The sequence below is a fragment of the Ruegeria sp. K11 genome, assembly GCF_056531905.1.
The window spans coordinates 374657-388425 of the sequence record NZ_JBQFMP010000002.1 but is presented as its reverse complement, the minus strand read 5'-3'; the positions used below and the strand labels follow the sequence as shown (position 1 = coordinate 388425).

Genomic DNA, 13769 nt, shown 5'->3' with positions numbered 1-13769 from the left:
CCGAGCCCCCATGTGTTTGAAGAGGCCTGCCTCAGTTGACAAGCGTCGCTGCCGCAGCTGCCGCCGCGCCTTCGATACCGAATTGATAAACCACTCCGATCAGCATCATAGCTGCCGAGCCCATCAACGCCACCCACAAAACCGGAGTGGAACGGATCTCGATCGGGTCTTCGTTTTCGGCGCCAAAATACATGTAGAACACGATCCGCAAGTAATAGAAGGCCCCAATGACCGATGCGATGGCCGACACAATCACCAGCCCGATCAGATCCGCGCTGACACCGGCCTGCCAGACCCCGAACTTGGCGAAGAAACCCAGCATCGGTGGAACACCGGCAAGGCTGAACATCAGGATCAAAACCGCCAGCGCCTTGCCCGGGTCTCGTTTCGAGAACTGCCGCAACGCGTCGATATCGGTGATGGGTTTGCCGTCGCGCTCCATCATCAGGATGAAGGCGAATGTGCCGATGTTCATGGTGACGTAAATCGCCAGATACATAAGCATCGCCTTGACGCCCATTTCGGTGCCCGCTGCCAGGCCGATCAGTGCATAGCCCATGTGGGCAATGGACGAAAACGCCATCAGTCGCTTGATATCGCGCTGCCCGATGGCTGCAACCGCACCCAGCAGCATCGACAGGACCGAAAGCAGAACGATCACCTGCTGCCAATCTTTGACGACTCCGCCAAAGGCATCGTGCATCAGACGGGCGAACAGCGCCATGGCCGCCACTTTCGGCGCGGTGGCAAAGAACGCGGTGATCGGGGTCGGCGAGCCTTCGTACACGTCCGGCGTCCACATATGGAACGGTACAGCAGAAACTTTGAACGCCAGTCCCGAAATCATGAAGACCAGGCCGAACAACAGACCGATCGAGACATCGCCATGGTGAACCGTCTGGATAATACCAGAGAACAGCGTGGTGCCGGTGAAACCATAGACCAACGACGCACCGTACAGCAGCAGGCCTGAACTGAGCGCGCCCAACACGAAATACTTCAGACCGGCCTCGGTGGATTTGGCGCTGTCACGGCGCAGCGCGGCCACCACGTAAAGCGACAGCGACTGCAGCTCGAGCCCCATATAAAGCGACATCAGATCGCCCGCACTGACCATCATCATCATGCCCACGGCGGCCAAAGCCACCAGCAGCGGGTATTCAAAACGCAGCAAGCCCCGGCGCGACATGTAATCCTGGCTCATCAGCAACACGGCGGCTGCCGATAGCAGGATCGCGACCTTGGCAAACCGAGAGAACCCGTCATCCACGAACATGCCGTTAAACGCCAGATTGGTGCCGTTGCCATTTGTGGCAATCCAGATCGCCAGCAAGGCCATCAGCCCCGAGGTTGCCCAAACCAGAGCTGGGGCAAGCCCGTCCTTTCTGGTGTAGACAGCCCCGATCAGCGCCGCCATCGCATATACGGCCAGAACGATCTCTGGCAGGATTGTTGTCAGATCAGCCTGGATCATGTCTCCAAAGCCTCCTTAATGCGAAGCGGCTGACTGGATCGCAGCCTCAGCCGCGGCCAGAGCCGTGTCATAGTTCGAAATCAGCGCAGCGGTCGATTGCCCGATCACATCGGTTACCAGCGATGGATAAACACCCAGCAGGATGGTCATCACGATCAGCGGCGCAAAGATCAGACGCTCGCGCGAACTCATGTCAGTGATGGCTTTCAGGCTTTCCTTGATCAGGTCGCCAAAGACCACACGGCGATAGAGCCACAGCGCATACCCGGCCGAGAAGATCACGCCGGTCGCGGCGACCGCCGTCACCCATGTGTTGACCTGGAACGCGCCCATCAGGGTCAGGAATTCTCCGATAAACCCGGACGTGCCCGGCAGGCCGACATTGGCCATGGTGAACAGCATGAAGACCAGCGCATAAGCGGGCATCCGGATTACCAGGCCGCCATAAGCCTCGATATCGCGGGTGTGCATCCGGTCATAGATCACGCCGACGCACAGGAAGAGCGCCGCCGAGATGAACCCGTGACTGATCATCTGGAAGATCGCGCCATCAATGCCCTGCTGGTTCGCCGCAAAGATGCCCATGGTCACAAAACCCATATGTGCAACCGAGGAATAAGCGATCAGCTTCTTCATATCCTCCTGCACCAGCGCCACCAGCGAGGTGTAGACAACGGCAATCGCCGACATCCACAGCACCAGATCGGTCATCACAGCCGATCCCACCGGGAACATCGGTAGGCTGAACCGCAGGAAGCCATAGCCGCCCATTTTCAGAAGGATTGCCGCCAGCACGACCGAGCCCGCCGTCGGGGCCTGAACGTGCGCATCCGGCAGCCAGGTATGGACAGGCCACATCGGCATCTTCACCGCGAAGGATGCAAAGAAGGCCAGGAACATCAGCGTCTGCATCCCACCAACGACATAAATGCCCAGAACGCTAAAGCTTTCCGACGAGAACTGATGGCTCATCAGCGCCTCGATATCCGTGGTACCCGCATCGGCATACATGGCAACCATCGCGACCAGCATCAAAACCGAGCCGAGGAAGGTATACAGGAAGAACTTGAAGCTGGCATAGATGCGGTTCGCGCCGCCCCAGATGCCGATGATCAGGAACATCGGGATCAGACCGGCCTCGAAGAACAGGTAGAACAGCACCAGATCCAGCGCCATGAACACGCCCAGCATCAGCGTTTCCAACAGAAGGAAGGCGATCATGTATTCCTTCACGCGATCCGTCACGTTCCAACTGGCCAGAATGGTCAGCGGCATGATGAAGGTGGTCAGCAGCACGAACAAAACGCTGATGCCGTCCACGCCCATCTTGTATTTCAGGCCTAGCAGCCACTCGCCCTCTTCCACCATCTGGAACCCGGTGTTGTTGGGGTCAAAGCCGGTATAGATGCCGATTGAGACAAAGAAGGTCACAGTCGTTGCGACCAGTGCGACCCATTTGGCGTTGCGCTGCGCGGCTGCATCCTCGCCATGCAGGAACAGGGCCAGAATGCCGGCTGCAATGGCGGGGATGAAGGTGACAATAGATAGGATATTGTCCATTAGTGTGCGCCTCCGCCGATCGACATCCAGGTGACAAGGGCGGCGATGCCCAAGACCATCCAGAAGGCGTAAGTAAAGATGTAACCGGTCTGAGCCTTACCTGCGAGGCGAGTGAAGAAGGGCACCACGCCCATCGCAACCCCGTTCAGGAAGCCGTCGATTGTGTTGCCATCCCCGCGTTTCCACAGGAACCGCCCGACAGCCAGGGTGGGTTTGACAAAGATCGCATCGTAGATTTCGTCAAAGTACCACTTGTTCTTGAGGAACAGGTACAGTGGGCGCTGGTTCTCAGCCAGGCGCGCCGGAAGCGACGTGTTCACGATATAGAACCAATAGGCCACCACAAAGCCCAGCAGCATGGCCACAAAGGGCGAGACCTTGACCCAGACCGGGGCCGCATGGGCATCGTCCAGAACATGGTTTTCCGGACCCATGTAAATCGCGCCCTCACCCGGCTCACCAGCAAAGACATAGTGATGATCGCCATGGGCATCTTTCTCACCATGGCCGTCATCCGCATGGGCGTCACCGTGGTCATCGTCAGCATGTGCATCATGCGCCGTATCCGCCGCGTGGTCTCCGCCCTCGACGTGTTCCGAGGCCTCAGCGACCGGAATGCCGTAGAACTTGCCTACCTTGTCCGCATGACCAAAGAAGTTGCCGTACCAGATCATCCCGGCAAAAACCGCGCCCAGAGACAGTACACCCAGCGGGATCAGCATGACTTTCGGGCTTTCATGTGCATGCTCATGCGTGTGCTTGTCCCCGCGCGGCTCACCATAGAAGGTCAGGAAGATCAGACGCCAACTGTAGAACGAGGTGAACATCGCCGCGATCACCAGCATCCAGAAGGCATAGCCGGTGCCGCCTGCATAGGCGCTTTCGATGATGGCGTCCTTGGACAGGAACCCGGCAAAGCCGAAGGTGGTCAGCGGGACGCCGACGCCGGTGATGGCCAGCGTGCCGATCATCATCGCCCAGAACGTATAGGGGATTTTCTTCCTCAACCCGCCGTATTCGGTCATCTCCTGCTCGTGATGCATCGCGTGGATCACCGAACCGGCCCCGAGGAAAAGCAGCGCCTTGAAGAACGCATGCGTCAGCAAGTGGAACATCGCCGCCGAATACATGCCGACGCCAGCCGCGACGAACATGTATCCCAGCTGCGAACAGGTCGAATACGCAATGACGCGCTTGATGTCGGTCTGCACCAAGCCCACGGTGGCCGCAAAGAACGCGGTCGAAGCGCCAAGGAAGGTGATGAACCCGGTCGCACCCGGCGCGAACTCCATCAACGGCGACATGCGGCACACAAGGAACACACCCGCCGTCACCATGGTCGCGGCGTGGATCAGGGCCGACACAGGCGTCGGGCCTTCCATCGCGTCGGGCAACCATGTGTGCAGGATCAACTGCGCCGATTTACCCATCGCGCCGATGAACAGCAGGACGCAGATCACCTCGACCGCGGTCCACTCGCCCCATAGGAAATGCAGCTGCGTTTCCGAAAGCGACGAGGCCGAAGCGAAGATGTCCGAGAAATTGATGCTGTCGGTTAGCAGGAAGAGCGCAAAGATCCCCAGCGCAAAGCCAAAGTCGCCGACCCGGTTGACGATAAACGCCTTCATCGCCGCCGCATTGGCCGAAGGTTTGCGATAGTAGAACCCGATCAGCAGGTATGAGGCAACGCCCACGCCCTCCCAACCAAAGAACATCTGCACCAGATTGTCCGCCGTCACCAGCATCAGCATCGCGAAGGTGAAGAAGGACAGATAGGCAAAGAAACGCGGCTTATAGCTCTCGCCCTCGCGCCATTGCGGGTCGTGATCCATGTAGCCAAAGGAATACAAGTGCACGAGCGCCGAGACGGTCGTCACCACAATCAGCATGATCGCGGTCAACCGGTCCAGACGGATGGCCCAGCTTGTTGACAGCGATCCGCTTTCGATCCAGCGCATGATCTCGATCTGTTGCGTCACCCCATCGAAAGTGAAGAACACGATCCACGACAGCAGACAGGCCAGAAACAGAAGGCCCGTTGCGGTCCACATGGCCGCCTTCTCGCCGATAAAGCGCCAGCCAAACCCGCAGAGCAGCGCGCCCACCAGCGGGGCAAAGAGGATGGTGGTTTCCATAGTTCTCTTAGCCCTTCATCATATTGACGTCTTCAACCGCGATGGTGCCACGGTTGCGGAAGAAGCAGACCAGAATGGCCAGACCAATCGCCGCCTCGGCCGCCGCTACGGTCAGCACGAACAGCGTGAACACCTGCCCGACCAGATCGCCATATCCAACGACAGAACTGGAAAACGCCACGAGGTTGATATTCACCGCCAGCAGCATCAGCTCGATGCTCATTAGCAGGATGATGACGTTCTTGCGGTTCAGGAAGAGACCGAAGATGCCGATGACGAACAGCGTCGCCGCGACCGTAAGATAGTGTTCAAGTCCGATCATAGCTTCGCTCCTGGCGAGTCGGGGTAGTACATTTTGCAACCGCAAAAAGCGTCTATCGAATCGTTGTCCAAACGAAACTCGTAGAAATCGTCGAATTCGCTATCTTCGTAGGAACGAAGTCCAATTTCCGACGCTTGGGCGCGCAGATCATTCACGTTGTCAAATTCAGAGATTTCTAGCGAACCTTCGGGTGCTAGATGGTGCCCAATAAGACTTGGTGTAAACCCAGCGATTTGAGCTTGGCCTTCTTCTGGATAAGGTCCGTCTCCGAGGAGGATGATAGCTTGCACATTCTGACAATCTGTGATCACCAAGTTCGTTTCAGGGCTACAAGCATCAAGGTTGTGAACGGTCTGCACTAAAAGCCCTGCTTCGGTCTTACCAACAGGTGTTCCAAAATAGTCGTCGAATTCACCGGCGAAGGCAAAACTACAGTACTGTCCCCGCACCATAGGGAATATGCCTTTGCTACCTTCTTGATCGCGGATCTTGTCGAGTACATCCCAATGAAACTCAGTATCCGTGTCCATAAGAATCCCCGCGATTGAGCGCGAAGAACAAGCAAAGGAAGCGCTGCTTGACGCAGCCCAAACGAGACAAATCGCAGGGATATACTTCGTCACTCGCATCACAACCCCTGCCCCGGTTTCACGTCCTTCAACTCCATCGCCTTGGCCGGGTCGCGCATCATCTGGCCGATGATGTCCTGACGCTTGATGTCCTGACGGTGGCGCAGGGTCAGTACGATGGCACCGATCATGGCCACCAGCAAGATCAGACCCGCCAGTTGGAACAGAAGGAAGTATTGATCGTAAAGGATGACACCCAGCGCCTCGGTATTGTGGCGGTCTGCCGGAACCGGCTGGGCCAGATTGGCCGCCGCGCCTTGCGCGCTGTCCCAGGCGCCAAAGGCCATGACGAACTGCATCAGGATGACCAAACCGATCAGCAGGGCCAGCGGCATATAGCGCGCCATCTCGGCCTTCAACTCGGCAAAGTCCACATCCAGCATCATCACCACGAACAGGAACAGAACCGCGACCGCGCCGACGTAGACAATGATCAGCAGCATCGCTACGAACTCGGCCCCCAGCAGCACGAACAGCCCCGCCGAGGACAGAAAGGACAGGATCAGCCACAGCACCGAGTGCACCGGCTGGCGGCTGATAACCGTGAACAGCCCGCCGGTGATGGCGCTGATGGCAAACAGGTAGAAGGCAAAGACGGTCATTGATCCTCATCCTCGTTGTCGCCTAGAACCTCTTGCGCCAGATCCAGCGCGCGGGTCATGGCCGGGATGCCGGCAAAGACCGACATCTGGCCGATCGTTTCTACGATCTCTTGTTTTTTGGCCCCTGCTTCCAGTGCGTGGCGAACGGTCTGGCGCACGGCGGTGTCAGCCTGCGCACCCTGCATGGTCAGCCCGGCGAGCGTCAGCAGCAGGCGTGTCTTGGCATCCAACCCATCGGTGTTGACGGTGTTGCCGAACATCATTTCCATGACCTCTTTGGGCATGGTCGGCCAAAGGTTCTCGAAACCTTTGGGCGAGAAACTCTCCATCGCCGGGTTCATCGCCTTGGCCATGTCCTGGGCTTGCTTCATCATCAGCTCAAACGGGTTTGTCGGCGTGTCACTCATCTGTACGGCGCGTCCATTTCCAGATTGCGGGCGATCTCGGCTTCCCAACGTTCACCGTTGTCGAGCAGTTTTTCCTTGTCGTAGAACAGCTCTTCGCGGGTCTCCGTGGCGAATTCGAAATTTGGACCTTCGACGATGGCATCGACCGGGCAAGCCTCCTGGCAGAAGCCACAATAGATGCACTTGGTCATGTCGATGTCATAACGCGTGGTGCGGCGGCTGCCGTCTTCGCGCGGTTCAGCGTCGATAGTGATGGCTTGCGCCGGGCAGATCGCCTCGCAGAGTTTGCAGGCGATGCAGCGTTCTTCGCCGTTCGGGTAGCGGCGCAGGGCGTGTTCGCCACGAAAACGAGGGGACAGTGGACCCTTTTCATGCGGGTAGTTTATGGTTGCCTTAGGGGCGAAGAAGTACTTCATCCCCAGTTTGAAGCCGACCCAGAAATCCTGCAGAAGAAAGTATTTGGCGGCGCGGGTGTAATCGATTTGGGTCATGGGTCAGCCTCCTACGCTCCAGCGGGCGAAGATGCCCCAGAACCAGTCGAATTTCGCGGCAAAGGCCACAAACACCACCCAAGCCAGCGAGAACGGCAGGAACACCTTCCAACCGAGCCGCATCAGCTGGTCATAGCGGTAGCGGGGTGTGATCGCCTTAACCATCGAGAAGATGAAGAAGAAGAACGCCATCTTGGCGACCATCCACAGCACGCCATCGGGCAGGCCGGGGATCGGGGACAGCCAGCCGCCGAAGAACAGCAGCGAGATCAGGGCGCACATCAGGAAGATCGCGATGTACTCACCAGCCATGAACAATAGGAACATGGTCGCGGAGTACTCCACCTGATACCCGGCCACCAGCTCGGATTCCGCCTCGGGCAGGTCGAAGGGTGGACGGTTGGTCTCGGCCAGAGCCGAGATGAAGAACAGGAAGACCATCGGGAAATGCGGCAGCCAGTACCAGCCGAAGAAACCGTAGCCGGTATCCTGCGCACCGACGATCGCGCCGAAATTCATCGACCCGGTCGAGATGATCACGCCGATGATGATCAGACCAATGGACACTTCGTATGAGATCATCTGCGCCGCCGAGCGCAGCGAGCCGAGGAACGGATACTTTGAGTTTGACGCCCAACCGCCCATAATCACGCCATAAACCTCCAACGAGGACACGGCAAAAACATACAGAACCGCGACGTTCAGGTCAGACAGCACCCAGCCATCATTGAAGGGGATCACAGCCCAGGCGATCAGCGACAGAACAAAGCTGGTCATCGGGGCCAGAATGAACACCGAGCGGTCAGCCCCGGCAGGGATCACGACCTCTTTCACCACATATTTAAGCGCGTCGGCCACCGATTGCAGGATGCCGTAGACACCAACCACGTTGGGGCCGCGACGCATCTGAACCGCAGCCCAGATCTTGCGATCACCATAGACAAGGAACAACAGCGAGATCATCACAAAGGCCACAACGGCAAGCACTTGCGCCAGAATGATGATGGCTATTCCGCCTGGGGTGTTAAAGAAATCTGCCATTGGTCCTCACACCGTGGGTATTCTGTTGTCCGCATGCGATGCAAAGGCCAGATGCCTGCGCGATCTGCGGCTGGGTCGGCGCGTTGGTGTAAACAGCATCTGATGCTGCAGCGCCACCCTTAATCTTGGGGTTCATACGCATTTCAAGCGCGGCTATCTGCCGCCCGGCCGCCGCGCCTGGGTGCGATATGAAACAGGTTTGTGTCATTCCGCCGCAATCTTCCCGGATTTGCGGCCCTGCGCCTGCGCCGACAGCTCGGCCATCAACTGCGAGGCACGGGCAATCGGGTTGGTCAGATAGAAATCCTTGACCGCATAGCGGAAGGTGGCTTTGCCCAGCGGGCCGGCATTGAGGGCCAGACCCTCATTCTCGATCACCGTATCGACCTGTGCCAGATGAGGAACAGCTTCGATCAGTGCGGTGCGCAGTTGCGCCAGCGAGTCGAAGGGCAGTGTTGCGCTCAACTCTGCGGATAGCGCGCGCAGAATCGCCCAGTTCTCCTTGGCCTCACCCGGCGCAAACCCGGCGCGCATCGCCAGCTGCGGACGGCCCTCGGTATTCACGAACAGGCCGTTTTCTTCCGTGTAGGCTGCGCCCGGCAGGATCACATCGGCGCGGTGCGCGCCCCGGTCTCCATGGCTGCCCTGATAGATCACAAAGGCCCCGTCGCCGATTTCGACCTCATCCGCGCCGAGGTTGTAGATCACGTCTGCCGCGCTGACCGCGTCCATGCCGCCTTCATTGGTGGCATCCACATCCATCGCACCGACGCGCGAGGCGGCAGTGTGCAGGACGATCAGGCCGCTTTCGGTATTTGCGGCAATGGTTTGCGTAGCGGCCAATACAGCCGCGCCATCGGCCTCTTGCAGCGCACCCTGACCGACAACGACCAACGAACGCTTGCCCTTGATCTCATCATCGCCGCCCATATCGACGACCTGTTGCAGCGCAGCGCGATCATCGCCCATGTGGTGATAGGCATAGGTCAGGTCCACCGCTGGCCCGACCAGAGCCACCTCGGCCCCATGCGTCCACGCCTTGCGGATACGGGCGTTTAGCACCGGGGCCTCATCGCGCGGGTTGGTGCCGATCAGCAGGATGCGTTCGGCCGTATCGATATCCTCAATCGCGGCGGTCCCGGCATAGCCCGCGCGATTGCCCGCGGGCAGCTTAGCCCCATCGGTGCGGCATTCTACAACGCCGCCCTGCCCTTCGATCATCTGCTTCAGCGCAAAGCTCGCTTCGACCGGAGCAAGATCGCCCACGATGCCCGCAGGTTTGCTGGCCCCTTTCAGCGCCTCAGCTGCCTTGGTCAGCGCCTCAGGCCACGTTGCCGGGCGCAGTTTGCCGTTTTCACGCACATATGGCCGGTCCAGACGCTGGCGGCGCAGACCGTCCCAGACAAAGCGTGTCTTGTCGCTGATCCATTCCTCGTTCACGCCATCATGGTTACGCGGCAGGAAGCGCATCACTTCGCGCCCCTTGGTATCCACGCGGATGTTCGAGCCCAGAGCGTCCATCACGTCGATACTCTCGGTCTTGGTCAACTCCCAAGGACGTGCAGTAAAGGCATAAGGCTTCGAGGTCAGCGCCCCAACCGGGCACAGGTCAATGATGTTGCCCTGCAAGTTCGATTGCAGCGTCTGGTTCAGATACGAGGTGATCTCGGCATCCTCACCGCGCCCGGTCTGGCCCATCTGGGTGATGCCCGCGACCTCAGTCGTGAAGCGCACGCAACGGGTGCAACTGATGCAACGGGTCATCGCTGTGCCCACCAGCGGCCCCAGATCCAGATCATCCACCGCGCGCTTGGCTTCCTTGAAACGCGAGCCCGAGACCCCATAAGCCATGGCCTGATCCTGCAGATCACACTCACCGCCCTGATCGCAGATCGGGCAATCCAGCGGGTGGTTGATCAGCAGGAACTCCATTACCCCCTCACGGGCTTTCTTGACCATGGGTGAGTTCGTCTTGACCTGAGGGGCCTGCCCTTCCGGCCCCGGGCGAAGATCACGAACCTGCATGGCACAGGACGCGGCAGGCTTGGGCGGGCCGCCCACGACCTCGACCAGACACATCCGGCAGTTGCCGGCAATCGAAAGGCGCTCGTGATAGCAAAAGCGCGGCACCTCGACCCCGGCCTGCTCGCACGCCTGAATCAGGGTCATCGCGCCATCGACTTCAATTTCCTGCCCGTCGATATTGATCTTGCGGAGGTCAGACATCGCCTAGTTCGCCCTCAAATACACGCCAATGGCGCTGTTTCTTTCGATCTCTTTCTGCCCCAGCGTGCAGAAAGTGTTCGGATTTTCGTAAGTGACGCCGTTTTGCGCCAAATAGGCCTCGCCTTTGGCGCGCATCCGGTCCTTTTCAGTATCCGAATCCACATAGGCGCGGATTTCCTTGTCCGAATATCCCAGTTTGTTCGCCTTGGACCTCAGGTCCCACATCACACCAATCGCTTTCAACCGACGCCCGCTGATCGAAGGGCAGTACTCGGAAATCTCATTTGCGATGGCGATGTAATAGAGTTCGTTGTCGATCTCTTTGACCTCGCGCAAAGGAGGCTTGGCTTCAGCTGCGGCAGGGACCACCAGCAAAGACAACAACGCACAGAGTTTCGCACCAGACATGAAAAATCCTTTCGTTTTGGAAGAACCAAAACGAACGAGACCAGTACTGCTATGCAATAACAGCCCAAATGCGCCAGCCCGATATGCGAACCGTTGCCTCATGGTCGCTGACACCGTCCGATGAAGGTCAGTTTATCGTCGCTGATGCGCAGCTTCTGAGGTTCTGTATCCGGCCCAACAGACCACACAATTCTGGAAGACCCGAAATTCTGAATGCAGAACTTGGTCCCCTCAAAACGCCCCGCCTCGCGCGCGCCTTCCAGCGATTTGGATACGCCGGTCACCACGACGGTGAAATCCGTGGGCGACGCTTTTTTGTCAACGGGTTTGGCCTTAGCCCGAAACGATTTCCCATCAAAGACGATCTGATCTTCCGATGGTTTCACGATACCGCAAGCGGTCACCAATCCAAGCGCAACAACCGCCACCTGCAGACGCAGAAGGCTCGCCCGCAATCCGGACCGTTCGATATGTTGACAACCAAGGCCCCCCATCAGAACGCCGCCACCAATGCCATGATGCCCGTAATGAACATGCAGGCCCATCCGACAACATAGAGAACAGATCGTAAGCCACTGTTAGGACGACCTATTCCTCGAATATGGACAAATAGCATCGCCAGACGCGCCAGCAGTGCGACCGAAGCCAGAAGGTTCACCCAGAACGGGCTGGCCCCCATCAATATGGCGGCAACCGTGACCGCCACGAAAACCGGCAGTGTCTCGGTTCCATTCAGATAAGCGCGGTTCAAACGATAGGCCTTGTCGGAATAGTCCTGATCGGGTGTCGCGCCCGGGGCGAGGCCCTTGCCTTGCTTGGCCAGCGCCGTGAACGGCGCCAGGAACAATACGATTAGTGCGAAAATCACCAGCGATGCGACCGCGTGACCATATTCAGCTAGAACGTCCATCAGCCCTACTCCGCCGCCATCGCGCCCATGCGGCCCGATTTCTGCGCCTTGATGCGGTCTTCGATCTCTTCGCGGAAATTGCGGATCAGGCCCTGGATCGGCCAGGCTGCCGCGTCGCCGAGGGCGCAGATCGTATGACCTTCGACCTGTTTGGTCACATCAAACAGCATATCGATCTCTTCCAGCTCGGCCTCACCACGCACCAGACGGTCCATCACGCGCATCATCCAGCCGGTGCCTTCGCGGCACGGTGTACACTGGCCGCAGCTTTCGTGTTTGTAGAACTTCGACAGACGCCAGATCGCCTTGATGATATCTGTGGATTTGTCCATCACGATCACGGCGGCAGTACCAAGGCCCGAGCCCAGCTCTCCGCGCAGATAATCGAAATCCATGATCGCATCGCGCATATTCTCACCGCGCACGCAAGGCACCGAGGACCCGCCGGGGATCACCGCCAGCAAATTGTCCCAACCGCCGCGAATACCGCCGCAATGGGTTTCGATCAGTTGCTCGAACGGGATCGACATCGCCTCTTCGACCACACATGGGTTGTTCACATGGCCCGAGATCGCAAACAGCTTGGTGCCCGCGTTGTTCTGACGGCCAAAGCCCGCGAACCAATCCGCGCCTCGACGCAGAATGGTTGGCACAACGGCAATGGATTCCACGTTGTTCACCGTGGTCGGACAGCCATAGAGCCCCGCGCCCGCCGGGAACGGAGGTTTCATCCGCGGCATGCCCTTCTTGCCCTCAAGGCTTTCGATCAGGGCAGTTTCCTCACCGCAGATATACGCGCCTGCCCCGTGATGCAGGAACAGGTCGAAATCCCAGCCCGAGCCAGCGGCGTTTTTGCCCAGAAGACCGGCGTCATACGCCTCATCAATCGCGATCTGCAGCGCCTCACGCTCGCGGATATACTCGCCGCGCAGGTAGATGTAGCAAGTATGTGCATTCATCGCGAAGGACGCGATCAGGCAGCCTTCGATCAACGTATGCGGATCGTGGCGCATGATCTCGCGGTCTTTGCAGGTGCCGGGCTCGGATTCATCCGCGTTCACAACCAGATAGGCCGGGCGACCGTCGCTTTCCTTGGGCATGAACGACCATTTCAGACCGGTCGGGAAGCCCGCGCCGCCGCGGCCACGCAGACCTGAATCCTTCATGGTCTGAATGATCCAGTCCCGGCCCTTGTCGATCAGGCCAGCGGTGCCGTCCCAATGCCCCCGGGCCTGCGCGCCTTTCAGAGTGCGCTCATGCATCCCGTAGATGTTGGTAAAGATCCTGTCCTGATCCTTCAGCATGGCTCAGTTACCTTTGGTTATCGTGACGCATGCGCCAGAGTTGAAAAATGTTGACACCCGCATAGATGAACCCTGCCAGAGCGGCAAAATCAAAAAGCAGCGCATAGCGCCCGGGCATACCCAACGCGGGACCGATGAACATGGTCGCGCCAAGCCAGATCACCATCGTCACCGCAATGACGATGCCGACATGGCGGCCCTTTCGGGCTATGGCCTGTTCCGTATCCTTGTCCATCTTCCCCCGATGCCCCTGCGGGCAC

The 13769-nt window shown here is 58.6% G+C and carries 15 protein-coding genes; all 15 read right to left on the bottom strand.

The annotated features are described in order from the left end of the window. Positions 1 to 31: 31 nt before the first annotated feature. Positions 32 to 1474, bottom strand: a complete 1443-nt coding sequence (nuoN, locus tag ACR0K4_RS04705; protein WP_480853040.1) for an NADH-quinone oxidoreductase subunit NuoN — start codon at positions 1472 to 1474, stop codon at positions 32 to 34. A 15-nt stretch (positions 1475 to 1489) separates the two neighbouring features. Continuing rightward, on the bottom strand, positions 1490 to 3034 hold the full coding sequence (locus ACR0K4_RS04700) for an NADH-quinone oxidoreductase subunit M (RefSeq protein WP_480853039.1): 1545 nt from the start codon (positions 3032 to 3034) through the stop codon (positions 1490 to 1492). Then, the gene (nuoL, locus tag ACR0K4_RS04695) at positions 3034 to 5169 is read right to left on the bottom strand and encodes an NADH-quinone oxidoreductase subunit L (protein ID WP_480853038.1); all 2136 of its coding nucleotides are present in this window, start codon (positions 5167 to 5169) and stop codon (positions 3034 to 3036) included. Before nuoL ends, ACR0K4_RS04700 begins: the two co-directional genes overlap by 1 nt. Before the next feature lie 7 nt (positions 5170 to 5176). Continuing rightward, entirely contained in the window at positions 5177 to 5491 is a 315-nt protein-coding gene (nuoK, locus tag ACR0K4_RS04690) for an NADH-quinone oxidoreductase subunit NuoK (protein ID WP_480853037.1), read from the bottom strand. After that, positions 5488 to 6021 (bottom strand): hypothetical protein, encoded by a 534-nt coding sequence (locus ACR0K4_RS04685; RefSeq protein ID WP_480853036.1) that lies wholly within the window; start codon positions 6019 to 6021, stop codon positions 5488 to 5490. Before ACR0K4_RS04685 ends, nuoK begins: the two co-directional genes overlap by 4 nt. A gap of 98 nt (positions 6022 to 6119) precedes the next feature. Continuing rightward, positions 6120 to 6722 carry an NADH-quinone oxidoreductase subunit J gene (locus ACR0K4_RS04680; RefSeq protein WP_152458578.1) on the bottom strand — a complete coding sequence of 201 codons (603 nt, stop codon included), beginning with the start codon at positions 6720 to 6722 and terminating at the stop codon, positions 6120 to 6122. Further along, positions 6719 to 7129 (bottom strand): carboxymuconolactone decarboxylase family protein, encoded by a 411-nt coding sequence (locus ACR0K4_RS04675; RefSeq protein ID WP_480853035.1) that lies wholly within the window; start codon positions 7127 to 7129, stop codon positions 6719 to 6721. Before ACR0K4_RS04675 ends, ACR0K4_RS04680 begins: the two co-directional genes overlap by 4 nt. Next, positions 7126 to 7620: an NADH-quinone oxidoreductase subunit NuoI gene (nuoI, locus tag ACR0K4_RS04670; RefSeq protein ID WP_480516908.1), complete on the bottom strand. Its 495-nt coding sequence runs from the start codon at positions 7618 to 7620 to the stop codon at positions 7126 to 7128. The genes ACR0K4_RS04675 and nuoI overlap by 4 nt, the downstream gene beginning before the upstream one ends. A gap of 3 nt (positions 7621 to 7623) precedes the next feature. Continuing rightward, complete coding sequence (nuoH, locus tag ACR0K4_RS04665; RefSeq protein ID WP_480853034.1) at positions 7624 to 8661, bottom strand: NADH-quinone oxidoreductase subunit NuoH; 1038 nt, start codon at positions 8659 to 8661, stop codon at positions 7624 to 7626. A 204-nt stretch (positions 8662 to 8865) separates the two neighbouring features. After that, positions 8866 to 10887: an NADH-quinone oxidoreductase subunit NuoG gene (gene nuoG, locus ACR0K4_RS04660; RefSeq protein WP_480853033.1), complete on the bottom strand. Its 2022-nt coding sequence runs from the start codon at positions 10885 to 10887 to the stop codon at positions 8866 to 8868. 3 nt (positions 10888 to 10890) lie between these two features. Then, positions 10891 to 11295: a DUF5333 domain-containing protein gene (locus tag ACR0K4_RS04655; protein WP_480853032.1), complete on the bottom strand. Its 405-nt coding sequence runs from the start codon at positions 11293 to 11295 to the stop codon at positions 10891 to 10893. A 98-nt stretch (positions 11296 to 11393) separates the two neighbouring features. Then, the gene (locus tag ACR0K4_RS04650; RefSeq protein WP_480853031.1) at positions 11394 to 11840 is read right to left on the bottom strand and encodes a hypothetical protein; all 447 of its coding nucleotides are present in this window, start codon (positions 11838 to 11840) and stop codon (positions 11394 to 11396) included. Continuing rightward, entirely contained in the window at positions 11789 to 12205 is a 417-nt protein-coding gene (locus ACR0K4_RS04645) for an MAPEG family protein (RefSeq protein ID WP_480853030.1), read from the bottom strand. Before ACR0K4_RS04645 ends, ACR0K4_RS04650 begins: the two co-directional genes overlap by 52 nt. A gap of 5 nt (positions 12206 to 12210) precedes the next feature. Then, the gene (gene nuoF, locus ACR0K4_RS04640) at positions 12211 to 13509 is read right to left on the bottom strand and encodes an NADH-quinone oxidoreductase subunit NuoF (RefSeq protein WP_480853029.1); all 1299 of its coding nucleotides are present in this window, start codon (positions 13507 to 13509) and stop codon (positions 12211 to 12213) included. A gap of 7 nt (positions 13510 to 13516) precedes the next feature. Next, positions 13517 to 13744, bottom strand: coding sequence for a DUF5337 domain-containing protein (locus ACR0K4_RS04635; RefSeq protein WP_480853028.1), 228 nt, complete (start codon positions 13742 to 13744; stop codon positions 13517 to 13519). Between the last annotated feature and the right edge of the window lie 25 nt (positions 13745 to 13769).

Coding starts and splice junctions, on each gene's coding strand:
- ACR0K4_RS04635 (WP_480853028.1), bottom strand. CDS start 13,744: ATGGACAAGGATACGGAACAGGCCATAGCCCGAAAGGGCCGCCATGTC.
- nuoI (WP_480516908.1), bottom strand. CDS start 7,620: ATGACCCAAATCGATTACACCCGCGCCGCCAAATACTTTCTTCTGCAG.
- ACR0K4_RS04655 (WP_480853032.1), bottom strand. CDS start 11,295: ATGTCTGGTGCGAAACTCTGTGCGTTGTTGTCTTTGCTGGTGGTCCCT.
- ACR0K4_RS04645 (WP_480853030.1), bottom strand. CDS start 12,205: ATGGACGTTCTAGCTGAATATGGTCACGCGGTCGCATCGCTGGTGATT.
- nuoN (WP_480853040.1), bottom strand. CDS start 1,474: ATGATCCAGGCTGATCTGACAACAATCCTGCCAGAGATCGTTCTGGCC.
- ACR0K4_RS04685 (WP_480853036.1), bottom strand. CDS start 6,021: ATGGACACGGATACTGAGTTTCATTGGGATGTACTCGACAAGATCCGC.
- ACR0K4_RS04680 (WP_152458578.1), bottom strand. CDS start 6,722: ATGACCGTCTTTGCCTTCTACCTGTTTGCCATCAGCGCCATCACCGGC.
- nuoK (WP_480853037.1), bottom strand. CDS start 5,491: ATGATCGGACTTGAACACTATCTTACGGTCGCGGCGACGCTGTTCGTC.
- nuoH (WP_480853034.1), bottom strand. CDS start 8,661: ATGGCAGATTTCTTTAACACCCCAGGCGGAATAGCCATCATCATTCTG.
- nuoL (WP_480853038.1), bottom strand. CDS start 5,169: ATGGAAACCACCATCCTCTTTGCCCCGCTGGTGGGCGCGCTGCTCTGC.
- ACR0K4_RS04675 (WP_480853035.1), bottom strand. CDS start 7,129: ATGAGTGACACGCCGACAAACCCGTTTGAGCTGATGATGAAGCAAGCC.
- nuoF (WP_480853029.1), bottom strand. CDS start 13,509: ATGCTGAAGGATCAGGACAGGATCTTTACCAACATCTACGGGATGCAT.
- nuoG (WP_480853033.1), bottom strand. CDS start 10,887: ATGTCTGACCTCCGCAAGATCAATATCGACGGGCAGGAAATTGAAGTC.
- ACR0K4_RS04700 (WP_480853039.1), bottom strand. CDS start 3,034: ATGGACAATATCCTATCTATTGTCACCTTCATCCCCGCCATTGCAGCC.
- ACR0K4_RS04650 (WP_480853031.1), bottom strand. CDS start 11,840: ATGGGCCTGCATGTTCATTACGGGCATCATGGCATTGGTGGCGGCGTT.